Source organism: Thermoactinomyces sp. DSM 45892, assembly GCF_900107305.1.
In the GTDB taxonomy this organism is placed as follows: domain Bacteria; phylum Bacillota; class Bacilli; order Thermoactinomycetales; family Thermoactinomycetaceae; genus Baia.
The window spans coordinates 202,272-222,946 of record NZ_FNPL01000004.1 but is presented as its reverse complement, the minus strand read 5'-3'; the positions used below and the strand labels follow the sequence as shown (position 1 = coordinate 222,946).

The 20,675-nt window shown below is 44.0% G+C and carries 25 protein-coding genes; 1 reads left to right on the top strand and 24 read right to left on the bottom strand.

Annotation, left to right across the window (positions count from 1 at the left end; genetic code table 11):
• Positions 1 to 343: 343 nt before the first annotated feature.
• The 24 genes from BLU58_RS04985 to prfA all read right to left on the bottom strand — a co-directional run bounded on the left by BLU58_RS04985 (position 344) and on the right by prfA (position 19,515).
• Entirely contained in the window at positions 344 to 1,687 is a 1,344-nt protein-coding gene (locus BLU58_RS04985) for an Nramp family divalent metal transporter (protein WP_093291117.1), read from the bottom strand.
• Positions 1,688 to 1,888: 201 nt separating this feature from the next.
• Positions 1,889 to 2,278, bottom strand: coding sequence for a F0F1 ATP synthase subunit epsilon (locus tag BLU58_RS04980; RefSeq protein WP_093291131.1), 390 nt, complete (start codon positions 2,276 to 2,278; stop codon positions 1,889 to 1,891).
• An 80-nt stretch (positions 2,279 to 2,358) separates the two neighbouring features.
• Positions 2,359 to 3,765 (bottom strand): F0F1 ATP synthase subunit beta, encoded by a 1,407-nt coding sequence (gene atpD, locus BLU58_RS04975; RefSeq protein ID WP_093291116.1) that lies wholly within the window; start codon positions 3,763 to 3,765, stop codon positions 2,359 to 2,361.
• Positions 3,766 to 3,809: 44 nt separating this feature from the next.
• A complete protein-coding gene (gene atpG / locus BLU58_RS04970; RefSeq protein WP_093291115.1) occupies positions 3,810 to 4,676 on the bottom strand; it encodes an ATP synthase F1 subunit gamma in 867 nt (288 codons plus the stop codon).
• 86 nt (positions 4,677 to 4,762) lie between these two features.
• Positions 4,763 to 6,277, bottom strand: coding sequence for a F0F1 ATP synthase subunit alpha (gene atpA, locus BLU58_RS04965; RefSeq protein ID WP_093291114.1), 1,515 nt, complete (start codon positions 6,275 to 6,277; stop codon positions 4,763 to 4,765).
• 33 nt (positions 6,278 to 6,310) lie between these two features.
• Positions 6,311 to 6,856, bottom strand: a complete 546-nt coding sequence (locus BLU58_RS04960) for a F0F1 ATP synthase subunit delta (protein ID WP_093291113.1) — start codon at positions 6,854 to 6,856, stop codon at positions 6,311 to 6,313.
• Positions 6,853 to 7,341, bottom strand: coding sequence for a F0F1 ATP synthase subunit B (gene atpF, locus BLU58_RS04955; protein WP_093291112.1), 489 nt, complete (start codon positions 7,339 to 7,341; stop codon positions 6,853 to 6,855). The genes BLU58_RS04960 and atpF overlap by 4 nt, the downstream gene beginning before the upstream one ends.
• Positions 7,342 to 7,421: 80 nt before the next feature.
• On the bottom strand, positions 7,422 to 7,646 hold the full coding sequence (gene atpE / locus BLU58_RS04950; protein ID WP_093291111.1) for a F0F1 ATP synthase subunit C: 225 nt from the start codon (positions 7,644 to 7,646) through the stop codon (positions 7,422 to 7,424).
• 54 nt (positions 7,647 to 7,700) lie between these two features.
• Positions 7,701 to 8,438 (bottom strand): F0F1 ATP synthase subunit A, encoded by a 738-nt coding sequence (gene atpB / locus BLU58_RS04945; RefSeq protein WP_093291110.1) that lies wholly within the window; start codon positions 8,436 to 8,438, stop codon positions 7,701 to 7,703.
• Positions 8,439 to 8,464: 26 nt separating this feature from the next.
• On the bottom strand, positions 8,465 to 8,845 hold the full coding sequence (locus BLU58_RS04940) for an ATP synthase subunit I (RefSeq protein WP_093291109.1): 381 nt from the start codon (positions 8,843 to 8,845) through the stop codon (positions 8,465 to 8,467).
• Between the two features lie 7 nt (positions 8,846 to 8,852).
• A complete protein-coding gene (locus BLU58_RS04935; protein WP_093291108.1) occupies positions 8,853 to 9,068 on the bottom strand; it encodes an AtpZ/AtpI family protein in 216 nt (71 codons plus the stop codon).
• Between the two features lie 244 nt (positions 9,069 to 9,312).
• Complete coding sequence (gene upp / locus BLU58_RS04930) at positions 9,313 to 9,942, bottom strand: uracil phosphoribosyltransferase (RefSeq protein ID WP_093291107.1); 630 nt, start codon at positions 9,940 to 9,942, stop codon at positions 9,313 to 9,315.
• 126 nt (positions 9,943 to 10,068) lie between these two features.
• Positions 10,069 to 11,316, bottom strand: a complete 1,248-nt coding sequence (gene glyA, locus BLU58_RS04925; protein WP_093291106.1) for a serine hydroxymethyltransferase — start codon at positions 11,314 to 11,316, stop codon at positions 10,069 to 10,071.
• A gap of 142 nt (positions 11,317 to 11,458) precedes the next feature.
• Positions 11,459 to 12,010 (bottom strand): TIGR01440 family protein, encoded by a 552-nt coding sequence (locus BLU58_RS04920; protein WP_093291105.1) that lies wholly within the window; start codon positions 12,008 to 12,010, stop codon positions 11,459 to 11,461.
• On the bottom strand, positions 12,007 to 12,453 hold the full coding sequence (gene rpiB, locus BLU58_RS04915) for a ribose 5-phosphate isomerase B (protein WP_093291104.1): 447 nt from the start codon (positions 12,451 to 12,453) through the stop codon (positions 12,007 to 12,009). Before rpiB ends, BLU58_RS04920 begins: the two co-directional genes overlap by 4 nt.
• A gap of 69 nt (positions 12,454 to 12,522) precedes the next feature.
• A complete protein-coding gene (locus tag BLU58_RS04910) occupies positions 12,523 to 13,002 on the bottom strand; it encodes a low molecular weight protein arginine phosphatase (RefSeq protein WP_093291103.1) in 480 nt (159 codons plus the stop codon).
• 25 nt (positions 13,003 to 13,027) lie between these two features.
• Positions 13,028 to 13,768: a ZIP family metal transporter gene (locus BLU58_RS04905; RefSeq protein ID WP_093291102.1), complete on the bottom strand. Its 741-nt coding sequence runs from the start codon at positions 13,766 to 13,768 to the stop codon at positions 13,028 to 13,030.
• Positions 13,759 to 14,322 (bottom strand): manganese efflux pump MntP, encoded by a 564-nt coding sequence (locus BLU58_RS04900; RefSeq protein WP_093291101.1) that lies wholly within the window; start codon positions 14,320 to 14,322, stop codon positions 13,759 to 13,761. Before BLU58_RS04900 ends, BLU58_RS04905 begins: the two co-directional genes overlap by 10 nt.
• 66 nt (positions 14,323 to 14,388) lie before the next feature.
• The gene (locus BLU58_RS04895) at positions 14,389 to 15,054 is read right to left on the bottom strand and encodes an HAD family hydrolase (protein ID WP_072335215.1); all 666 of its coding nucleotides are present in this window, start codon (positions 15,052 to 15,054) and stop codon (positions 14,389 to 14,391) included.
• Between the two features lie 29 nt (positions 15,055 to 15,083).
• On the bottom strand, positions 15,084 to 16,145 hold the full coding sequence (locus BLU58_RS04890; protein WP_093291130.1) for an L-threonylcarbamoyladenylate synthase: 1,062 nt from the start codon (positions 16,143 to 16,145) through the stop codon (positions 15,084 to 15,086).
• Positions 16,146 to 16,173: 28 nt separating this feature from the next.
• Entirely contained in the window at positions 16,174 to 16,638 is a 465-nt protein-coding gene (locus BLU58_RS04885; protein ID WP_093291100.1) for a GNAT family N-acetyltransferase, read from the bottom strand.
• A gap of 101 nt (positions 16,639 to 16,739) precedes the next feature.
• Entirely contained in the window at positions 16,740 to 17,459 is a 720-nt protein-coding gene (gene spoIIR / locus BLU58_RS04880; RefSeq protein WP_093291099.1) for a stage II sporulation protein R, read from the bottom strand.
• Positions 17,460 to 17,544: 85 nt separating this feature from the next.
• Positions 17,545 to 18,420: a peptide chain release factor N(5)-glutamine methyltransferase gene (prmC, locus tag BLU58_RS04875; protein WP_093291098.1), complete on the bottom strand. Its 876-nt coding sequence runs from the start codon at positions 18,418 to 18,420 to the stop codon at positions 17,545 to 17,547.
• Positions 18,421 to 18,441: 21 nt separating this feature from the next.
• Entirely contained in the window at positions 18,442 to 19,515 is a 1,074-nt protein-coding gene (prfA, locus tag BLU58_RS04870) for a peptide chain release factor 1 (protein ID WP_093291097.1), read from the bottom strand.
• A 152-nt stretch (positions 19,516 to 19,667) separates the two neighbouring features.
• On the opposite strand from prfA, the gene BLU58_RS04865 reads away from it, so the two are divergent.
• Positions 19,668 to 20,639: a CPBP family intramembrane glutamic endopeptidase gene (locus BLU58_RS04865; protein WP_176786495.1), complete on the top strand. Its 972-nt coding sequence runs from the start codon at positions 19,668 to 19,670 to the stop codon at positions 20,637 to 20,639.
• Positions 20,640 to 20,675: the final 36 nt, after the last annotated feature.

Here is a 20,675-nt window from a genome sequence, read left to right as displayed (position 1 = left end):
TAATTAACAGGTCTTGGTTCATTCACTCTTTAGTTTTCAAGGAACACTTGCTTATTTGTTTGTGCCACCGTATCGCGGCGACATGTAATAATATATCATGCTCTACAAAAGGAGTCAACAACTATTTTACACTTTTATTTTATCCACAAAACCCTTCTAATTATCCACAGCTTATCCACAGATTTTAGCATACTCATCAGACTATCAAAAGTGAATGCGAACTGCTAAACGTGAGGTGGAATCACAATCTGTCTGCTTTACATGAGCAGCCAGATACATTGTATAAACAGATCCTCTATTAACATCTCTGATAATGAGACGACCCAAAAGAAAATCTCTCTTATCAGTCGATAAATGTCCGGACCAACAGATACACGTTTAGAATCGCTATAACCACAGCGACAAAGTATGCCAACACTTTTGTAATCATGGAATTTACAAACAATCCCATCTTCTTCTTATCACTTGTAAAAAGGACAAGTGGGAATACTGCAAATGATAATTGGAAAGACAGGATCACTTGGCTAACAATGAGAAGTTCCATCGTACCCTTTTCTCCATAGAGCACTATCACAATAACAGCAGGAATAATAGCAATGATACGAGTAATTAATCTCCTAAGCCATGGCTTTAGGCGGATATTCAAGAAGCCTTCCATAATGATCTGTCCTGCTAATGTACCCGTCAGAGTGGAATTTTGCCCTGATGCCAATAAGGCGACCCCAAATAAAATACTTGCCATGGATGAACCAAGTAGTGGGCTTAATAGCTGATACGCTTGATCAATATCATCTACTACCTTGCCAGAACTAAAGAAAGTGGCCGCTGACAAGATCAAGATAGACGCATTGATAAATAGCGCAAAAAATAGGGCAACTGTAGAATCAATCGTTGAAAATTGAATAGCTTCCTTCTTCTCTTTCACTGTGTTTCCATATTCTCGAGTTTGAACGATAGAAGAGTGTAAATATAAATTATGTGGCATGACTGTTGCCCCTAAAATACCGATCGCAATATACAGCATCTCAGGATTCGTCACAATCTCCTTCTTTGGAACAAAGCCTTTTAATACATCCGAAATGACAGGCTGAGATAGAAACAATTCAACAGCAAAACATCCACCGATGATGACGATCAAGGAGATGACTAGTGCCTCAATATAACGAAATCCTTTATTTTGCAACATAAGAATAATGATGACATCCAAAGCCGTTATAAGCACACCATAGAGAAGCGGAATCCCAAATAAAAGGTTTAACGCAATGGCAGTGCCAACTAACTCGGCCAAATCACATGCGGCAATCGCAATTTCAGCAAAAACCCAAAGAACAAATGAGACAGGCTTACTGTAATGATCTCGGCAAGCTTGTGCTAAATCACGTCCTGTTACAATGCCTAGCTTTCCAGCCAATGCTTGAAGTAACATAGCCATTACATTCGAAATCAAGATTACAAATAGGAGATCGTAGTGAAATAATGAACCACCTGCCAAGTCGGTCGACCAGTTCCCAGGGTCCATATATCCTACTGCTACTAGATAACCTGGTCCTATAAAAGCTAACATCTTTCGAAACCATGACCCGTTTTTGGGAACCGGCATCGAACGATACACTTCCAATAAGGATGGCTGGACACGCTCTTGTTTCCATCCACTTGTTATAGATTGACCTTCTTTTGTTGAATCCATTTATTTTCACCTCACAAAAGAAAATTGGTTTAGGGAAAGAAATTAGGTAAAAAAATCCAAAAAGTGAGCATTCCATCAATAATATTGTACAGTATACCCCAACAGAATCTAAAAATCTACTTGATCTTATAGCGCGAAAACAGCCTCTACTCTCTGATTTTCACAGAGGGTAGAGGCTGTTTTGTTGCAAAACTGTTATCGTTATTTCGCAATCCGAAGTCGATTCATTGAACGTATCAAAGCGGCTTCTGCGCGGATGAGATCCCCTTCAGCAGAGTGAATCCGTCTTTCAGCACGTTCTTTGGCTTGCAGTGCACGGTTCTTATCGATCTCGCTCGCTGTCTCAGCTGATTCAGCTAAGATAGTCACCTGATCGGGACGTACTTCCAAGAATCCGCCACTCACTGCAATCTGTTCTTCTTGTCCATCATTCTTAACACGAACGATAGTAGCTTGAAGGGGAGAAACGAGCGGAGCATGCTTTGGCATAATCCCAATATCTCCGTTTGCTGCACGAGTGATGATCATGTCTACGTCTTCCGAGTACACTTTTTTCTCCGGAGTTACGATGTCGAGATGAATTTTACTCATAAACATCTCTGCAATCCACTTCTATCTTCGAAAATGGAAAGCAGGTCTTCACCTCCCTAATCGGTTTCAATCAGGATCTATTAAGCTCCAGGTTTCCAACCAAGCTTCTTCGCTTTCTCGATCGCATCGTCGATATTTCCGACCATGTAGAAAGCTTCTTCTGGCATGCTATCATGCTTACCATCTAGAACTTCACCGAAGCTACGTACGGTTTCTTTAACAGGAACATATACACCTGGTTGACCTGTAAATTGTTCTGCTACATGCAAGTTTTGAGCAAGGAATTTTTCGATCTTACGAGCACGTAGAACGAGCAATTTATCTTCGTCAGACAACTCGTCAAAGCCGAGGATGGCGATGATATCTTGTAGCTCATTATAACGTTGCAATAATTGCTGTACGCCACGAGCAACGCGATAATGTTCGTCTCCTACGATAGCAGGAGTCAAAATACGAGAAGTAGATGCCAATGGGTCTACCGCTGGGTAAATCCCTTTTTGAGTCAAACGACGCTCCAAGTTCGTAGTTGCATCCAAGTGAGAGAATGCAGTTGCTGGAGCTGGGTCGGTATAGTCATCCGCAGGAACGTAGATCGCTTGGATCGAGGTTACAGAGCCTGTTTTCGTGGATGTAATACGTTCTTGCAATTGACCCATTTCAGTCGCAAGGGTTGGTTGGTAACCTACCGCAGATGGCATACGACCGAGAAGCGCAGATACTTCAGAGCCTGCTTGGGTAAAACGGAAGATGTTATCTACGAAGAACAATACATCTTGTCCTTCAGAGTCACGGAAATACTCAGCCATCGTCAAACCAGTCAAAGCAACACGCATACGTGCACCTGGTGGTTCGTTCATTTGACCAAATACCATCGCGGTTTTACTGATTACACCAGAGTCTTTCATTTCGTGGTAGAGGTCATTTCCCTCACGGGTACGCTCTCCAACTCCAGCAAATACAGACAAACCTCCATGCTCTTGAGCGATGTTGTTGATAAGCTCTTGAATCAATACGGTTTTACCTACACCCGCACCACCGAAAAGTCCGATTTTACCACCTTTTGCGTATGGAGCTAATAAGTCTACAACTTTGATACCTGTTTCAAGCATCTCTTGTTGGGTAGATTGTTGGTCATAACTAGGTGCTGGACGGTGAATTTCGTATTTTTCTTTAGATTCTACAACACCAGCTTCATCGATTGGTTCTCCCAATACGTTGAAGATCCGGCCTAAAACTTCACGGCCAACTGGTACGGAGATACCAGCTCCTGTGTCTACTACTTCCATATCACGAACAAGACCATCGGTGGATTCCATCGCAATGGTACGAGCCGAGTTATCACCAAGATGAAGAGCTACTTCTAACGTGAGCTCACTTCCATCGGCGCGAGTCACTTTCAATGCGTTATTGATTTCAGGAAGGTTGCCTGCTGCGAACTTTACGTCGACGACAGGACCCATAACCTGAAGGATACGCCCAGTGTTCATATGATTCCCTCCTTAGCGTTTTGTATAGTATAAGTGCCATAATTCTATGATAAAGCTGCTACGCCACCCACGATTTCCGCGATCTCTTGGGTAATTGCAGCTTGACGAGCACGGTTAAATTCCAAGGTAAGACGTTCAATGATTGCAGTTGCATTATCAGTTGCGCTAGTCATCGCAGTCATACGAGCTGCAAACTCAGATGCTTTTGCATCAAGAAGTGCACTGTAGATCAATGTCTCGGCGTAACGTGGTAACAAATCCGCTAAAACCTCTTCTTCTGATGGTTCGAATTCATAAGGAGTTTTATTTGAAACTCCTTCGAGTTCATCGCTTGCTAGAGGAAGTAGGCGCTTGACAACAGGACGTTGCACAACTGGGTTTACAAACTCATTGTACACAATATACAACTCATCGAATTTCTCCTCTGCGTAGAAGTTCACTGCTTCATTCGCAATGGCTTTTACATCGGAGAATTGAGGACTATCTGATAAGCCAACAATACTGCTAATCAGTGGAGTATTACGCTTTTTGAAAAAGTCCAATGCCTTACGACCGATGCTGAATACAACGTAATCATCATTTGAAGCGTGACGCTCTTTAACCGTATTGGTCATTAAACGAAGAAGGTTACTGTTGTACCCACCAGCTAAACCACGATCGGACGAAATGACGAGATAACCAGTTTTCTTCACCGGACGCGATACCATCATCGGATGATTGATATTACTTGACCCGGATGCGATACTCACGATTACCTCTTTCATTTTCTCCGCGTAAGGACGAGCTGCCGTAGCTTGCTCTTGGGAGCGACGCAATTTAGAAGCCGATACCATTTTCATCGCTTTCGTAATTTGCATAGTCTTATTCTTGGAGCGAATACTCTCTTTAATATCCCGCATACTAGCCGCCATGTATGTTCACCATCCTTTCTCACATGATTCCTGTAGGACTAATTAGTAGCCCTACAGTTCTCAGGAAGGTTAAGGTTCTCAATTTATTAAACCGTTACCGCAAAGGTCTTTTTGAAAGATTCGATCGTTGCTTTTAGGTTTGTTTCGATATCTTCTTCCAATTTCTTGCGATCACGAATGCTTGCAAATAGGTCTGCATGGTTTGCATCGATGAATGCATGAAGCTCCGATTCAAAACGACGAACATCCGTTACTGGAATATCATCCACATAACCACGAGTTACCACATAAAGCGAGACAACTTGCTTCTCTACAGGCATTGGTTGATGCTCAGGTTGCTTCAAGATTTCGATGGTACGCTCACCACGAGATAATTTCGCACGGGTTGCATCGTCAAGGTCAGAACCGAATTGCGCAAATGCTGCCAACTCATTGTACTGAGAAAGATCAAGACGCAAGGTACCTGCTACTTTGGACATCGCCTTAATTTGCGCTGAACCACCTACACGAGATACAGAGAACCCTGTGTCGACCGCTGGACGAACCCCAGAGTGGAACAGACGGGACTCAAGGAAGATCTGACCATCTGTAATCGAAATTACGTTGGTTGGAATGTAAGCCGAGATATCTCCCGCTTGAGTTTCGATGAATGGGAGAGCAGTCAAGGAACCGCCGCCTCGCTCATCCGAAAGTTTCGCTGCACGTTCTAGTAGACGAGAATGTAGGTAGAATACATCCCCTGGATATGCCTCACGACCTGGAGGACGACGAAGCAAGAGAGAAAGCTCACGATAAGCTGCTGCTTGTTTAGATAAGTCATCATATACACAGAGAACGTGTCCACCGTTGTACATGAAGTATTCACCCATAGCTGTTCCTGCATATGGAGCTAAGAACAAGAGTGGAGCTGGGTCAGATGCACTTGCTACTACTACAATCGTGTAGTCAAGAGCGCCATGACGACGTAGTTTTTCTACTACGTGTGCAACGGTTGATTGTTTTTGTCCAATCGCTACGTATACACAAACCATGTCTTGATCTTTTTGGTTAATGATTGCATCGATCGCAATCGTGGTTTTACCTGTTTGACGGTCTCCAATGATCAACTCACGCTGACCACGGCCGATTGGTACCATTGCATCAATCGCTTTGATTCCCGTTTGCATCGGTTCGTTAACCGATTTACGATCAATTACACCTGGAGCATTTGATTCAATTGGACGGAATTCTGTTGTCTCGATTGGCCCTTTGCCATCAAGTGGTTGACCGAGTGGGTTTACTACACGTCCGAGTAGTGCTTTGCCTACTGGAACTTCCATCAAGCGACCTGTACGTTTTACTTGGTCTCCTTCACGGATCTCTTGGAATGGTCCTAGGATTACTACACCCACTTGACTCTCTTCCAAGTTTAATACCATACCCATTACGCCATTACTAAATTCAACGAGCTCACCAGCCATTACGTTGGTTAAGCCATGTACGCGAGCAATACCGTCCCCTACTTGGATTACGGTACCAACATCGATCACTTCTACATCAGCGCTGTATTGTGCGATGCGATCCTTAATCAGGGAGCTAATTTCTTCTGGTCTAATGCTCATTGAGTGTCACCCCAATCCTTCGCTTGTATTGATCTATCCGACTCTGGTTTCTTTCAATGTATCTTGAAAGCGTTCCAGCTTGTTTTTAACGCTACCATCATATAGACGGTCTCCTACTTGTACAACCAAACCACCTAAGAGGCTTTTGTCTACTTTTTCTTGAATCCGGACTTGTCGGCCCAAAATTTTTGAAAAAGCATCTGTTACTCCATCGCGCTCTGCATCATCAAGAGAGGAAGCAGAGGTAACAAATACTTCTAGTACGCCTTTTGCATCGTCTGCAAGCTTCGTATACTCCTTCGAGATTTCCGCTAGAGCCTCCTCACGGCGACCTTCTACGATTACGTTAAGAAAGTTCTTCGTGATGGATTGAACTTGGGTAAAGGCACTTGAGATCAATTCTTTCTTTTCCTCAAGAGCTACTTTAGGAGATTGCAACAGCGTTACAAACTCAGGTGTCTTCGCAAGTGTCTCACTAACTAATTGGAGGTCTGCTCCAACTTCATCAACAAGACGGTTTTCGTTGGCTACTTGATACAGTGCACTGGCGTAGCGTTTCGCCACGATTACGTAACTCATTGTAATCGTCCTACTTGATCGAGATAAGCATTCACAAGGTTTGCTTGTTTCTTCTGATCTAAGGTTTCGCCAACCAACTTCTCAGCCAACTGAACACTTAATGCGCCTACTTCTTCACGCAAGCTAGCCAAAGCTTTCATTTTTTCCAACTCGATTTCTTTCTTCGCATCTGCAAGCATTTGATCTGCTTGAGATTTCGCTCTATCCATGATCTTATCTGCCTCAACCTCTTTTTGAGCTTTGGCACGATCGATGATTTCTTTTGCTTCAGCACGAGTCGCGATCAACAATTCTTTTTGCTCAGCGACTAGCTTTTCTGCATCTGCACGGTTCTTCTCTGCGGTAGAAATTTGACCCTCGATATGTTTGGTACGCTCATTCATGGTAGCCAACAATGGGCGTAGGGCATATTTGGAAACCAATAACACCAGGATGAAGATGATTGCTAATTGCACTAAGCTGGTTCCTAGACCACTAAAGCTCACGACTAGTCACTCCTTCCGGATTGAAAATAAAGCGGGGCGATCGTACTCCCCCGCGGAATGCAGATTTTGAAGAAATAAAATTACTTACCAACGATTCCGAACAACACAAGAATACCAAAAGCCACACCGATAATTGGAAGTGCCTCAATCAAACCGAAAAGAATCATGGTTTGGCCAAACAATGTACCACGAGCTTCTGGTTGGCGAGCGATTCCTTCAATATATTTAGCAAAAAGATTCGAGTTACCAATAGCAGCACCAAGTGCAGCAAGACCGATCATGATAGAAGCAGCTAGAATAGACATTAATATTTCCTCCTTAAAAGGTTGAAAGTTTTATTTTTTGTTCAATGGTAAAGACTAGTGTCCACCCGCATATTTTTGTCCGATATAGACGTTAGTCAATACGGTGAAAATATATGCTTGGATTATTCCTACGAATAAAGAGAAAGCAATCCAGACAGCGACTGGGACAAATGTGATATATAGCGGGAATTTCGTCATCAGGATCGTAATAAGTACCTCACCTGCGAAGATATTCGCCCATAGACGCATTGCATGAGTAGCTGGTTTAGAGATTTCCTCAACCCAATGAAGCGGATTAATGAATGGTTTTAACCAAGAACCTAAGCCATTTTTAATTCCTACGAAGTTCGCGAAAAGTGCTACAGAAATTGCCATGGTAAAGGCAAAACCAAGGTCTGCTGTTGGTGACTTCAATAAGGCCACATGTGCTGTTCCATGGTGTTCATCGAGTGCCTCTTGTGTAATTCCTAGCCACGGAATGGGCTCATGAACTTCTCCCGTGATCATTAAGATAACACCAAGTTGATTTGCAACTAAAATAAACAAGAACAACGTAAAAGAAAATGCCAGATATTTCTCTGCTCGCTTACTGTTATAGGTCATCCCTGTGATTCCACGGATCATATCAATCAACATCTCAATCCCTACTTGGAGTCCACGTGGAACCATGCTCACTTTTCTAGTTGCAAAGTAAATCAGCCCAAATACAATCGCAGCCGCAATAATCGTCCCTAAGATAATCGTTAGGTCGAACTTTAGGCCTGCCACTGTGACTTGTGGGGTTAGCTCCATTTTGTTGTTTCACCCCCTTCTTCGGATCAATTTTTTCGGTTGGCTGGTAGTGAGAGATATACAAAAAGAGAGAGGATATAGCAAACTGGTGCTCCTAAAGCGATCCCTCTGCCATCGATTTGCTCTGGAAATCGCACAGCGATTAGCACAGCAAACGTGACCATAAGTATCCTTTGGATAAATCCAAGACCCCTACGGGCTGTACCTGTTTCAATAACAGACTCGCCTGCAAGTCTCACTCTTCTTGCGAGGTGGAGAAAATTGTACAAACTAACAGAAAGGCCTAAGGCAACGCCAGCTAGTAAAGGTTTGTGAGGAGTAAGGAGCCAAAAAGTTAAGAGTGTGATGAATAGCACAAGTGTGATCACCACTACACGGTAGTAAATGGGTTTTGTTGTGGATTCCATGTGGAGGTCAATCCTTTATAAATGCTCGTAACGTGTACCCCGCCGCTACAAAGCCAGCGGTTAACCCGATAAACACCCCAATGATAAGTAGGGTAGGTTCGGTTTGAAAGTATGTATCGAGATACTTTCCAAGATAAGCCCCACCTACTGTCGTCAGAATCACTTCCATACCCAATGAACCAACCAATGCAAGTGCATGCAAGGGGCTCCTTTTTTTTGTCATCACAATTCATCCCCCATATTTTTATAGGTAATATGGAATCTGTGGGTAGTGTGATTTCAGGCGTTTCCCATGCTTATACTAATAGAACCATCCGATGATTGTCAACGCTTTCTTCATTCAATCATATAAAAGTTTCCGGAAATGGCCACTTTATTAAATCGCAGATTCCTTGACATCCATGCTCTCACTATCGTATTCAAAAAACACGAAAAAATTATTAAGCTTGCATGAAAGGTTTCAAGAATTACTTCGTCCCAAATAGACGATCTCCTGCATCACCTAGTCCGGGGATAATATAACTCTTTTCATCTAGCCTTTCATCGACTGCAGCTGCATAGATATCGACATCTGGATGTTCCTCTTGTAGATGTGCAATTCCTTCAGGGCACGAGATGAGACACATAAACTTGATATGCTTAGCACCCATATTTTTGATTTGTTGGATAGCGGCCGCGGCAGATGCGCCTGTTGCTAGCATTGGGTCAATGACAATTAGCTCGCGCTCTCCGATGTCGGATGGCATCTTCGCATAGTAGTTGATTGCTTTCAATGTCTCTGGGTCACGATACAGTCCGATATGGCCCACTTTTGCTGCTGGAATCAGTCGAAGCACGCCATCTACCATGCCCAAACCTGCACGCAGAATTGGAACGAGTCCCATTTTTTTGCCTTCTAGGACTTGGCAGGTAGCGGTGGTGACTGGGGTCTCGATCTCTACTTCCCGAAGCGGTAGATCACGTGTGATTTCATACGCCATCAACATCGCTACTTCTTCCACTAACTCACGGAATTCTTTGGTTCCTGTACTTTTATCACGAATGATGCTCAATTTGTGCTGAATTAAAGGGTGATCAAATACGTAGACATTGCTCATATGTTTAAAACTCCTTTATCTCGATCATAGCTACATTATTTACCAAAATCTTTACATCTATATGCGTGCGAAAAACCACTACCCAATATAGTGGTTTTTCACCTTTTCTCATCATACATCTTACCCTTACTCACTATATTCTGGATAAAGGGGAAATTTCGCCGTTAACTCTGCTACTCGGCGACGGGCTTCACTTTGAATCATCTCATCTTCTGGATTCTTAAGTGCAAGGCCCATGATCTTCGCAATCTCATCCATGGCCTGCTCATCCATTCCACGGGAGGTAACGGCGGCTGTACCGATACGAATCCCGCTCGTTACAAACGGACTTTCTGGGTCGTTTGGAATCGTGTTTTTATTCGTGGTAATCCCGATTTCATCTAGCAAGTGCTCGGCCTTCTTACCAGTTAAACCAACCGTTCGAACATCAATCAACACAAGATGATTATCGGTTCCATCGGAAACGAGTTTCAGTCCCTCTGCTTTCAATCCTTCTGCTAGGCGGTGGGCATTCCGAACAACACTCCCTGAGTAAGTACGGAACTCTTCGGATAGTGCCTCTCCAAAAGCAACTGCTTTCGCAGCGATCACATGCATAAGAGGACCGCCTTGGATACCAGGGAAAATCGCTTTATCAATCTTCTGTGCGTACTCTGCTTTACAGAGAATCATGCCCCCGCGTGGTCCACGTAGCGTTTTATGCGTTGTGGTCGTCACAAAGTCGGCATACGGAACTGGATTAGGATGATGACCTGTGGCTACTAGTCCTGCAATATGGGCCATATCCACCATAAAGATAGCCCCAACTTCATCGGCTATCTCGCGCATCTTAGCAAAATCAATGATACGTGGATACGCGCTCGCTCCAGCAACGATGCACTTTGGCTTATGCTCTAACGCTACTTGGCGCACTTCCTCGTAGTTAATGCGGTGGGTATTCTCATCGACTCCATAAGCAACAAAGTTATATAGCTTCCCCGAAAAGTTAACAGGGCTTCCGTGAGTGAGGTGCCCTCCGTGAGCCAGATTCATCCCTAGTACAGTATCGCCATACTCTAACATCGCATAATAAACAGCCATATTAGCCTGGGCGCCCGAATGCGGTTGAACGTTTGCATGCTCTGCACCAAACAATTTCTTCGCACGATCGCGAGCTATGTTCTCTACGACATCAACATGCTCACAACCGCCATAATATCGTTTGCCCGGGTACCCTTCGGCGTATTTATTCGTTAAGATACTCCCCATTGCTTGCATGACTGCAGGGCTGACGAAGTTTTCGGAAGCAATCAGTTCGATATTGTGTTGCTGGCGATGCAGTTCTGCTTTCATTGCCTCTACTAACTCTGGATCTTGATTTTTTAAGTATTCCACCGCGCGTTTCCCCCTTCTGATCAAAAGCCATTCACTCTATTTTAACAAAGGAACTTTTATCTGACAGCATTGATTTTTACTCTGATAAACAGGAAACATGGACGTTAACCCGGGCTATGTATCTTCTCGTAAGGGCTCCACTTTATTTTTCCAGCACATAAACCGCTCGCGCCCCTCCAATCAGTTTGGGACGGGTGATCGCCATGGTGACATGCGCCTCGCCAATGTGACTTTGGACCGGTCTCACGGGGACGGCTACCGGTTTTAAATGCATGCCGATTAAGGTATCACCGATATCGATCGCCGCGTCAGCTTGCACAGCTTCGACGAGTACTGGGTCTTGTAAGTGATGAAAGGCATAAGAAGCCATAGCGCCACCTGCGTGTGGTACAGGAATTACGGATACTTCAGGGTAATGGTATCGTTCTTGGGTAGATCGCTCTATCACTAAAGCACGATTTAAATGTTCACAGCACTGGAAAGCAAGCTGAAATCCATGCTCCCCTTGCCCTTCTCTCAAAGCTGAGAAAATCTCTGCCGCTACTTGATCGCTCCCCCCCGTTCCGATCTGCTTTCCAATCACTTCACTCGTACTTACTCCGATGACAAGCAGATGCTTCTCCTGAAGCCTAGACGCCTTCATAAGCGACTGGACTACCTGCTTGGTTTGCTCATAAATCGCCTCTGCCATCATTCCTCAGCTCTTTCGAGTTCAGCAATTTTGTTTACCCGACGCAGGTGACGATCCCCTATAAATTCAGTGGTCAACCAAGTGTGTGCGATGGATTTCGCTAGGTCTCCACCTACAACACGTTCACCAAGCGCTAACACGTTTGCATTGTTATGCTCGCGACTCATTCGGGCAGAGTATTCGTCACTTACCACAGCACAACGAATCCCTTTTACTTTATTAGCCGCAATCGACATCCCAATGCCTGTACCACAAACCAAGATACCACGATCAAATTCACCGTTTGCAACTCGTTTCGCAACTGGCTCGGCATAGTCTGGATAGTCGACCGACTGATCAGACGTACACCCTATGTCCTCAAACTCCATATGTAAATCCGCTAGCAGGCCTTTTAATTCTTCTTTTAGACGAATGCCCCCATGATCGGATGCAAGAATAATACGCATAAAAAACCTCCTCCTCTTCATTTATGTCATCCTTAGTATACCCTGTTATAAAGAGGTGGAGGGAGTATTCTATTCATTTTCGGAATTGGAACTCCACTTACCTAGCAGTTGTCGTATGGCTTGTTCGATCTCATCTCTCGTCTCTTGATACATTTTTGCCGAACCACCGTAAGGATCTGCGATATCCTGATCACCGTCTTGGGCTCCGTACGCTAAATTTTTGAGGGTATAGATCTTCTCATTCGCTTCAGGAAACATCTGCCCCAAGATACTCTGATGACCCACTGTCATCGTGAGAATGAGGTCTGACCAATGAATCAATTCAGATGTGATCGCTTGTGATCGGTGGTCGTGGTCGATTCCTTTTTCTTGTAATGCCATGATGGAATGTTCTGAAGCCTGCATGCCATCGTAGGCGTGTGTACCTGCTGATCTTACCTCTAGATTGATATGAAACTCTTTGCTTAGATTGCGGAGTAATGCTTCTGCCATCGGGCTTCTACAGGTGTTTCCTGTGCAGACGAACAAAATTCGTTTCTGAATCAACATGATCCCCCGTTTCTTCTCTAAGTTGTTAATGCATACCATGTAATCCTTGAAAGTGAAAAAGATGGATCACATACATCAAGATCATCCCACAACCGATTCCGATAAGAGCGTTCCTCTTAGACAGCTTCCATGATCGAAGTAGCACTTCCCACGCCACCCAGACCATCGTAGTTGCTGCAAATACCAATGCAATCGCAATCCATCGGGGGGAGTAAATAAATCCGCCTAGCCACGTCCCTAGCGGGAGAACAGCCCCACTTAGCAGCCCGATTAACCCGACCAGTCTTTTAGAACACCCAGCCGCAAGCAATGGAGCTCCTATGCTAATCCCTTCAGGAATGTTATGGATGACCATCGCCAAGCTAATCGACATCCCCATCTCTCTCATCGTGCCAAATCCGATTCCAATCAACGCACCCTCTGGAATATTATGCAACGCTATAGCAGCAAATAAATACATTCCTAGTTTTGCATATTCTTGATTTCCCTCTTGTCCTCCTACTTTACCGAATGGCATTTGATGAATCAACACCAAGATAAGTCCAGCTAATCCCATCCCTAAAAATGCTTCTGTCCAATTTCCATATTGAAACGAGACTGGCAATAGAGTCCCGTAGGTAATCCAAAGCATCACACCTACTGATAAACCAAGTGAAAAAGCGAGAACCCGTTTGTTAATAGGGAGAAAACAAACGAGAACGGCACCGATAAACGTAGATACTCCTGTTAATGCGCTATATAAAATAGCTTCGTTGATCAACCCCATAGAAATGTTACACCTAGGACAAACAAAATGACGCCACCTAAGATTTCTCCATATCTGCCCATCCAGCTTCCCATCGACTTCCCGATCATCAGTCCAAGGACAGTCAAAATGCCCCCTGATAACCCAAATAAGATAACAGCAAGCAGACGATCCGCTGAAAAAAGCCCCATGCTAAGTCCTGCCGACAGACTATCGAGACTTACACTCATCGACATCATCGTCAAACCCATAATCGTCCCACTTCGGATCAATACCTCTTCCGAATTCCGGAAGCTATGAATGACCATATTGCCACCTAGAAAACAGAGCATGCCTCCCCCTACTAAGGAGGCAATCTCTTTTATGTATACACTTAAATATTCACCTATATAAATTCCACATAACGGCATCACAATATGAAAAAAAGCAACAAGGATACAAAACAACACCATTTTTTCAAAGGAAGGATGTTTCATCCCCAAGCCGATTCCGATCGAGAGAGCATCCATCCCAAGGGCAATCGCTATAATCGTAAGTGTAAGAATCTGACCGACATCTGGTATGGACTCTAACATGAGTAGCCCCCTCCTTGTCCCATCTATGATGTAACCTATGCTTGGACAACACAAAAAAGAACCGGCCTACTTGACCAGTTCTTTCGCTTGAATCCCTAGAAAATGGGGGATGATATGTTCCGCACCTACACGTATCAATTTTTCTTTTTGTTTTCCTTGAGCAACACCCACAAATAGCAAATCTAAATGACAAGCTGTTTGATAATCCCAGACACCATCCCCAATGGAGATGATTCGTTCAAAATGGTCTACCTGATATGTATGTTTCGCTTTTTCAATTGCGCTCCTTACAATCTCCTCCCGCGTCTCTCCTTCCGTTGCGGTGGAGAGTACAGGGACACAATCGATACCAGAAAAAATAGCTAACTTATCTTCAGCCGCACTTCTGAGGGAGCCGGTTGCAAAACAAAATGGAATTCCTTCCACGGATAAATGATGTAGAAAATCACCCGCACCTGGAATTTCCTGTATTTCACTATGTTTTCTATATTCTACATAAATTTGATGAAATTGACGTTCAAATCGGACTAGATCATCTGGTACTACTTGCACCTGATTGTACCGACCATTCTCATAAAAAATATGAGAATCCGTAAAGTGCTTGTAAGCGCCCAAATCAGGATTAATCTTTGGATAACCAAATGCTCGTAACGACTCCAGATACACACGCTGGTGTAAATCAGTTGACTCTGTTAACGTGCCATCAATATCAAATACAAAAAGCAAAGACATTAGAATTCCCCTCTCCACCCTAGCTCCCACTAAACTCGGATCATTCGTCCTTCAGTAGCTTTTCTCATTCGGTTCATCACAGAGGTGAATATTCCGCGTTCGGGAAATGTCTCTGCATAGATGACATCGATCTTCTCTTGATCAAATGTACGGAGGGCATCATACAAACCTCTAGCTACAGACTCAGGATCAGAGCGAGAGCCACAAGCGATCACGAGATTCGCCTGTTTAAAGTAATGTTTTCGTTCCTCCGTTGTTAACACTCCTACCCTTTTTCCTTGGCGAATATCCTCTTTCACCATACGGTTCACACGTCCGACTACTTTCAAGGGTTCCCCATGTACGAGAACCATCTCTCCTGACGGAGCATAGTGCCGATACTTCATCCCCGGAGAACGTGGCTTTGATTTCTCGCTGTGCAAGTTGGGATCTACTTCTACATCCCCTAAAACATCTCGCAATTGCTCTAGCGTCACACCACCAGGACGTAGTAACATCGGCACATCCCCTGTTACATCTAGCACAGTCGACTCGATTCCTACCCCTGCATTCCCACCATCCAACAAGATGTGGAACCGGCCAGACAAATCATGCCAAACATGCTGAGCCTGTGTAGGGCTGGGCTTACCTGATCGATTGGCACTGGGCGCCGCTACCGGGATGTCGGCCACTAGTAACAATGCCATCGCAACAGGATGCGAAGGGAATCGTACGGCCACGGTGTCTAAACCAGCCGTCACGTTATCCGCGATTTTTCCATTATGGGAGAATACCAGCGTAAGAGGGCCTGGACAAAAATGTTCCATACAGATTTTCGCTACAGACGGAACTTTTTCAACCCATTTCGCTAATTGCTCGGGCGAACCTAAATGAATAATCAAGGGGTTGTCCGATGGACGTCCCTTCGCTTCAAAGATCTGTGCAACGGCGGCCTGCGAAGTCGCATCCGCACCTAGTCCATAGACGGTTTCTGTCGGAAAAGCAACCAATCCACCTTCTCGGAGAAGTTGTGCTGCACGAATGATTTCTGGTTGTCGTTTTAACCCCTCTATGGTATCTGCGGAATCAACTTCCCACCAATGGGTGATCACTTGTTGCACACATCATTCTCCTTTAAATCTAATGATACAGGCATGATTCCCTTCGAAAAACTAATGGGGAGCCTTTATCTTTTAGCTGATCTACATGTGGTAATTCTTGAATTTCATCTGGCAATTGGTCAAACGAAACGCTTTCAAAACCAATTTCTTGTAGCCACGGAGAAGCACCGTTAGCAAACAAGTATACTTCTTCCAGATCGAGATGTTCTGCATAGGACAGCAAGATCTGCATCAATTTCCAGCTCACTTCTCCATTCCAACTTGCTCTTGCCACGACTAATGAACGCAATAAAGCACACGATTCATAGATCTCCATCCCTGCCGCCCCCACCATCTGAGCGGTTTCATCATCTGCTGGGGGAATCTCCACCACAAAAAAGTGTTCTAAATGCTTGTCCACCCCATCATCGTCCAAGCTAGCTTCCCGAAGCAATCGTTCAATTTCCCCTTGATCCTCCGGTTTGGCACGACGAACGATAACCATAAATTCATCCTCCTCCATCTCTTTGCTATTGTTTCAACATCTATGTAGGGATGAATCGTTTTAGAACAAAAAAACCCGGAACAAACCGGATTTTTGCTTTATTAATCATTCCATAGACTACTTAAACGTTCAAGTAGATAAAATTTAACCTCAGGATTTTTTTTCTTATGTGAAGTATTCTTCTCGACCTTTGGTTCATACACTTGATGATCTGACGCAATAGAAGCAGACAATGTAGCAGTTGGATCCGAAACTTCTTTTGGGATGGCCTCACCACTACTCATATCTATAAAGCATAAAGGCGGGAATAAAACACACCACCAGTTTTCACCCTTACCTTCGCCAATCGTAACACGAAGCGCCTCATACTCTCCAGCAGGATATACTTGGTCACCATACAGTTTAGTAGGAAAGGGTACTTTTGCAAAGGTTACATCCACTGAATCCTGAATTCCATAGGTACGTAATGTATTTTGAGCAATTTGTTGAAAGGAAGAAAGCTTCGACTGAATCAACTGACGAGCTTCGTCGATATGCTTGGGTTTCATAGCCCAGCGCTTCATCTCGGCTACGATTTCATCTCGCACTTTTCGCTTGATCCACTGATCCGCCGAAGAGTCACTATTCGCTATCACGCGAAGGCGAATCGCTTCTTCCGGAATGCTTTTTAGGTCGTTGGCATTAGCGTTATGGTTATCATTTTCATTTGCTAAATGTGGGAGCACTTTCTCTCCACGTAATTGTTCAACAAACATAAATCCTGTAAAACCAATCGATAAGAGCAACAATCCTATAAATAAAAAAGTATAAGTCCGTTTCATATCAAGATTTCCCCCTCATCATCCTACTTTCAGTATGGACAAGTTACGGGGGATTTAATCTGTTTTTTATGAAAAATTTTACCAGTTACACATGGCGCCATCCGAAGACCATTCGATCCAAACCAGCATAATCCCGGCGAATTTCAGTCTTTGACATACCCGGAATCGATTGAACCAATCTTTTAACCTCTTCTCCCTGACTAGCACCAATCTCAAAAGCAATCAGCCGGAGATTCGGCCACGAACCTAAGTCACGACAGAGCAGTCGATAGAGATCTAGTCCATCACTCCCACCGTGTAACGCTAAATGTGGCTCAAAGGATCGAACTTGCTTTTCTAAGCCTAACATCTCATCACTTGAAATATAAGGTGGATTGGAAACAAAAATCTGAAACCGATCTTTTTTTGAAATAAGGGGCTCCACTAAATTCCCCTGTATAAACTCCACCCGCTCTAGAACGTCGTAAGAGGCCGCATTTCGGCGAGCAACACCCAAGGCTTCCGAAGAGAGATCAACGGTCGTCACAGTCCAATCAGGAGCCTCTAACACCAAACTAATCGAGATGCAACCGCTTCCAGTCCCTACTTCTGCCACCCGAACCTCTTCCTCACCAAACAGACGCTTCCCTTCTCGAAGAACCCCTTCGACGAGTAGCTCCGTTTCGGGTCTTGGAATCAAGACGGACGGATTTACTTCATACATTCGCCCATAAAACTCTTGATCCCCTATGATGTATTGGATCGGTTCCCCTTCTACTCTACGTTCTAGCCACTTACTCCACTCCAATGCTACATCAGCCGGAAAAGGCTCTGCCATCTTCATAAACAATTGTGTTCGATTCATTCTTAACAAACGGCGCAATAACAACTCTGCTTCAAATTCGGGTGAATCGCTTCCTCTTTCTCGTAAAAAAGAGGAAGCCCCTGCAAATGCCTCCCGAATCGTTTGACCGGTATGCATTGGGATTCCTCCTGATCCACATTAACCCTCTGTGGTAGATTGTAACATCTCTTGCTGATACGTCATAATCAAAGCATCAATTACTTCTTGCAAATCTCCATCTAAAATCGCGTCTAGACGGTGAAGTGTTAAGCCGATGCGATGATCCGTTACACGGCTTTGCGGGAAATTGTAGGTACGAATTCGTTCACTACGATCTCCAGACCCTACCGCACTTTTACGTGCACTTGCTTGTTTCGCTAATTCTTCTTGTTGCTTCATATCATATAAACGGGCGCGAAGAACACGCATCGCCTTATCTTTATTACTAATTTGCGATTTCTCATCCTGACAAGACACAGCGATCCCTGTTGGAATATGAGTAATCCGAACCGCAGACTTCGTCGTGTTTACACTTTGTCCACCGGGTCCACTGGAACAGAATGTATCAATCCGCAAATCTTTTTCGTGAATTTCAATCTCTACTTCCTCTGCTTCTGGCAAAACAGCTACAGTAGCCGTAGAGGTATGAATTCGTCCGCCCGATTCAGTAGAAGGGACACGCTGAACACGGTGCGCACCGCTTTCAAATTTCAAGCGGGAGTAGGCACCATTTCCTTGAATAGAGAAAACTACTTCTTTCGTGCCGCCCAGACCGGTTGCACTCAGTTCCAATATTTCTACTTTCCAGCCTTGACGTTCCGCAAATCGGGTATACATACGATAAAGATCAGAGGCAAATAACGCAGCTTCATCTCCTCCTGCCGCACCACGAACCTCAACGATTACGTTCTTATCATCATTCGGATCTTTCGGCAGTAGGAGAACTTTAATTTGTTCCTCTAACTCTTTTTTACGAGGCGTTAACTCTTCCAGTTCCATCTTGACTAGCTCACGCATCTCGTCATCTAATTTATCTTCTAACATCGCTTTTGCGTCTTGGTATTGTTCAAGTACTTGTTTATATTCTAAATAAGCTTGATTTTGCTCTTCAATCGAGGATTGCTCTTTTGAATAGGTACGCAATTTATTAGAGTCGCTAATTACTTCTGGTGTACAGAGTAACTGACTTAGCTCTTCATAGCGGCGATGAATCGCTTCCAGACGATCCAGCAATGGGGCTCACTCCTTATTCAGTAGACAAACTTAACAATATATCGGAATTTATAGCATAAGATTTATTCTAACACAACTGATGAGAAATGAGAAAGATTCCTCATCGAATATGGTACCATCAAGATATATTCTTTATAAAAAGGAGCATATTCATGAACGACTATACGGAAATCATTTTCTTAATCGCATCATTTTCACTCTTGATCTTATTTGCATATCTCGTAAACAAAGTGGATTACACAATACAAGTGAAAGGAACCAACAGTTGGAGTAGCGTCTCTCACATCATACAAGCTCTGTATGCATGTATGTATCTCCTTGTAATCCTCATTGCATTGCTGGCTACTACTAAAAACATCTATACTATTGCGGTAATCCTTGCCTCTATCCTAGGACTTTCCTTCCTCATTCCTGCTGTAAGAAAAGGGTTAGCCAAACTGATTCCCATCAACCCAAATTCACATGTACATACATTTGCGTTGCTAACAAGCATCTTAATTCCTACTACACTCTTTCAATCCTTAATCATGCCCACAAGCCTGGCAGACGTACAACAAAAAACGATTACATTATTCTCTTCCCTCTCCAGCCTCTGGGCTCAAAACATTTTATGTGCTGCACTTGCAGTCATAGGTGTAGGTTATCTGACCCGAAGAAATTGGCAACAAACCAGAGAACGCCTCGGACTCTATCGCCTTTCCTTCAAGCAACTTTTAGGTGCGATTGCCGTAGCCATTGTATTTGTGTTCTTACAGTCGGGACTTACCATGGTTTATACCCAGCTCGGTCTATCTGGAGAACAAGAAGTATTAAAGGTAAACGAAGCGCTTATGGCTCCACTATTTAACAGTGTGATCGGCATTATCTCCATCGGCCTCGCAGCCGCTTTAGGAGAAGAATTAGTATTCCGTGGAGCCTTGCAACCTCGTTTTGGGATCATTCTAACCAGTATTCTTTTTGCCCTGACTCATTCTAACTACGGTCTTAGTATTGGTACGATTGTGGTTCTGGTTTTAGGCTTTGGTATGGGGTATTTCCGCAAACGTTGTTCTACTACCTATACGATGGTCATTCATGCTTCCTATAACATCATGGTAGGAGCCTTAGGCTATTTTTTCCCGTAGAAGACCCGATCTATATAAGGCCCTTCGTCTATCCAA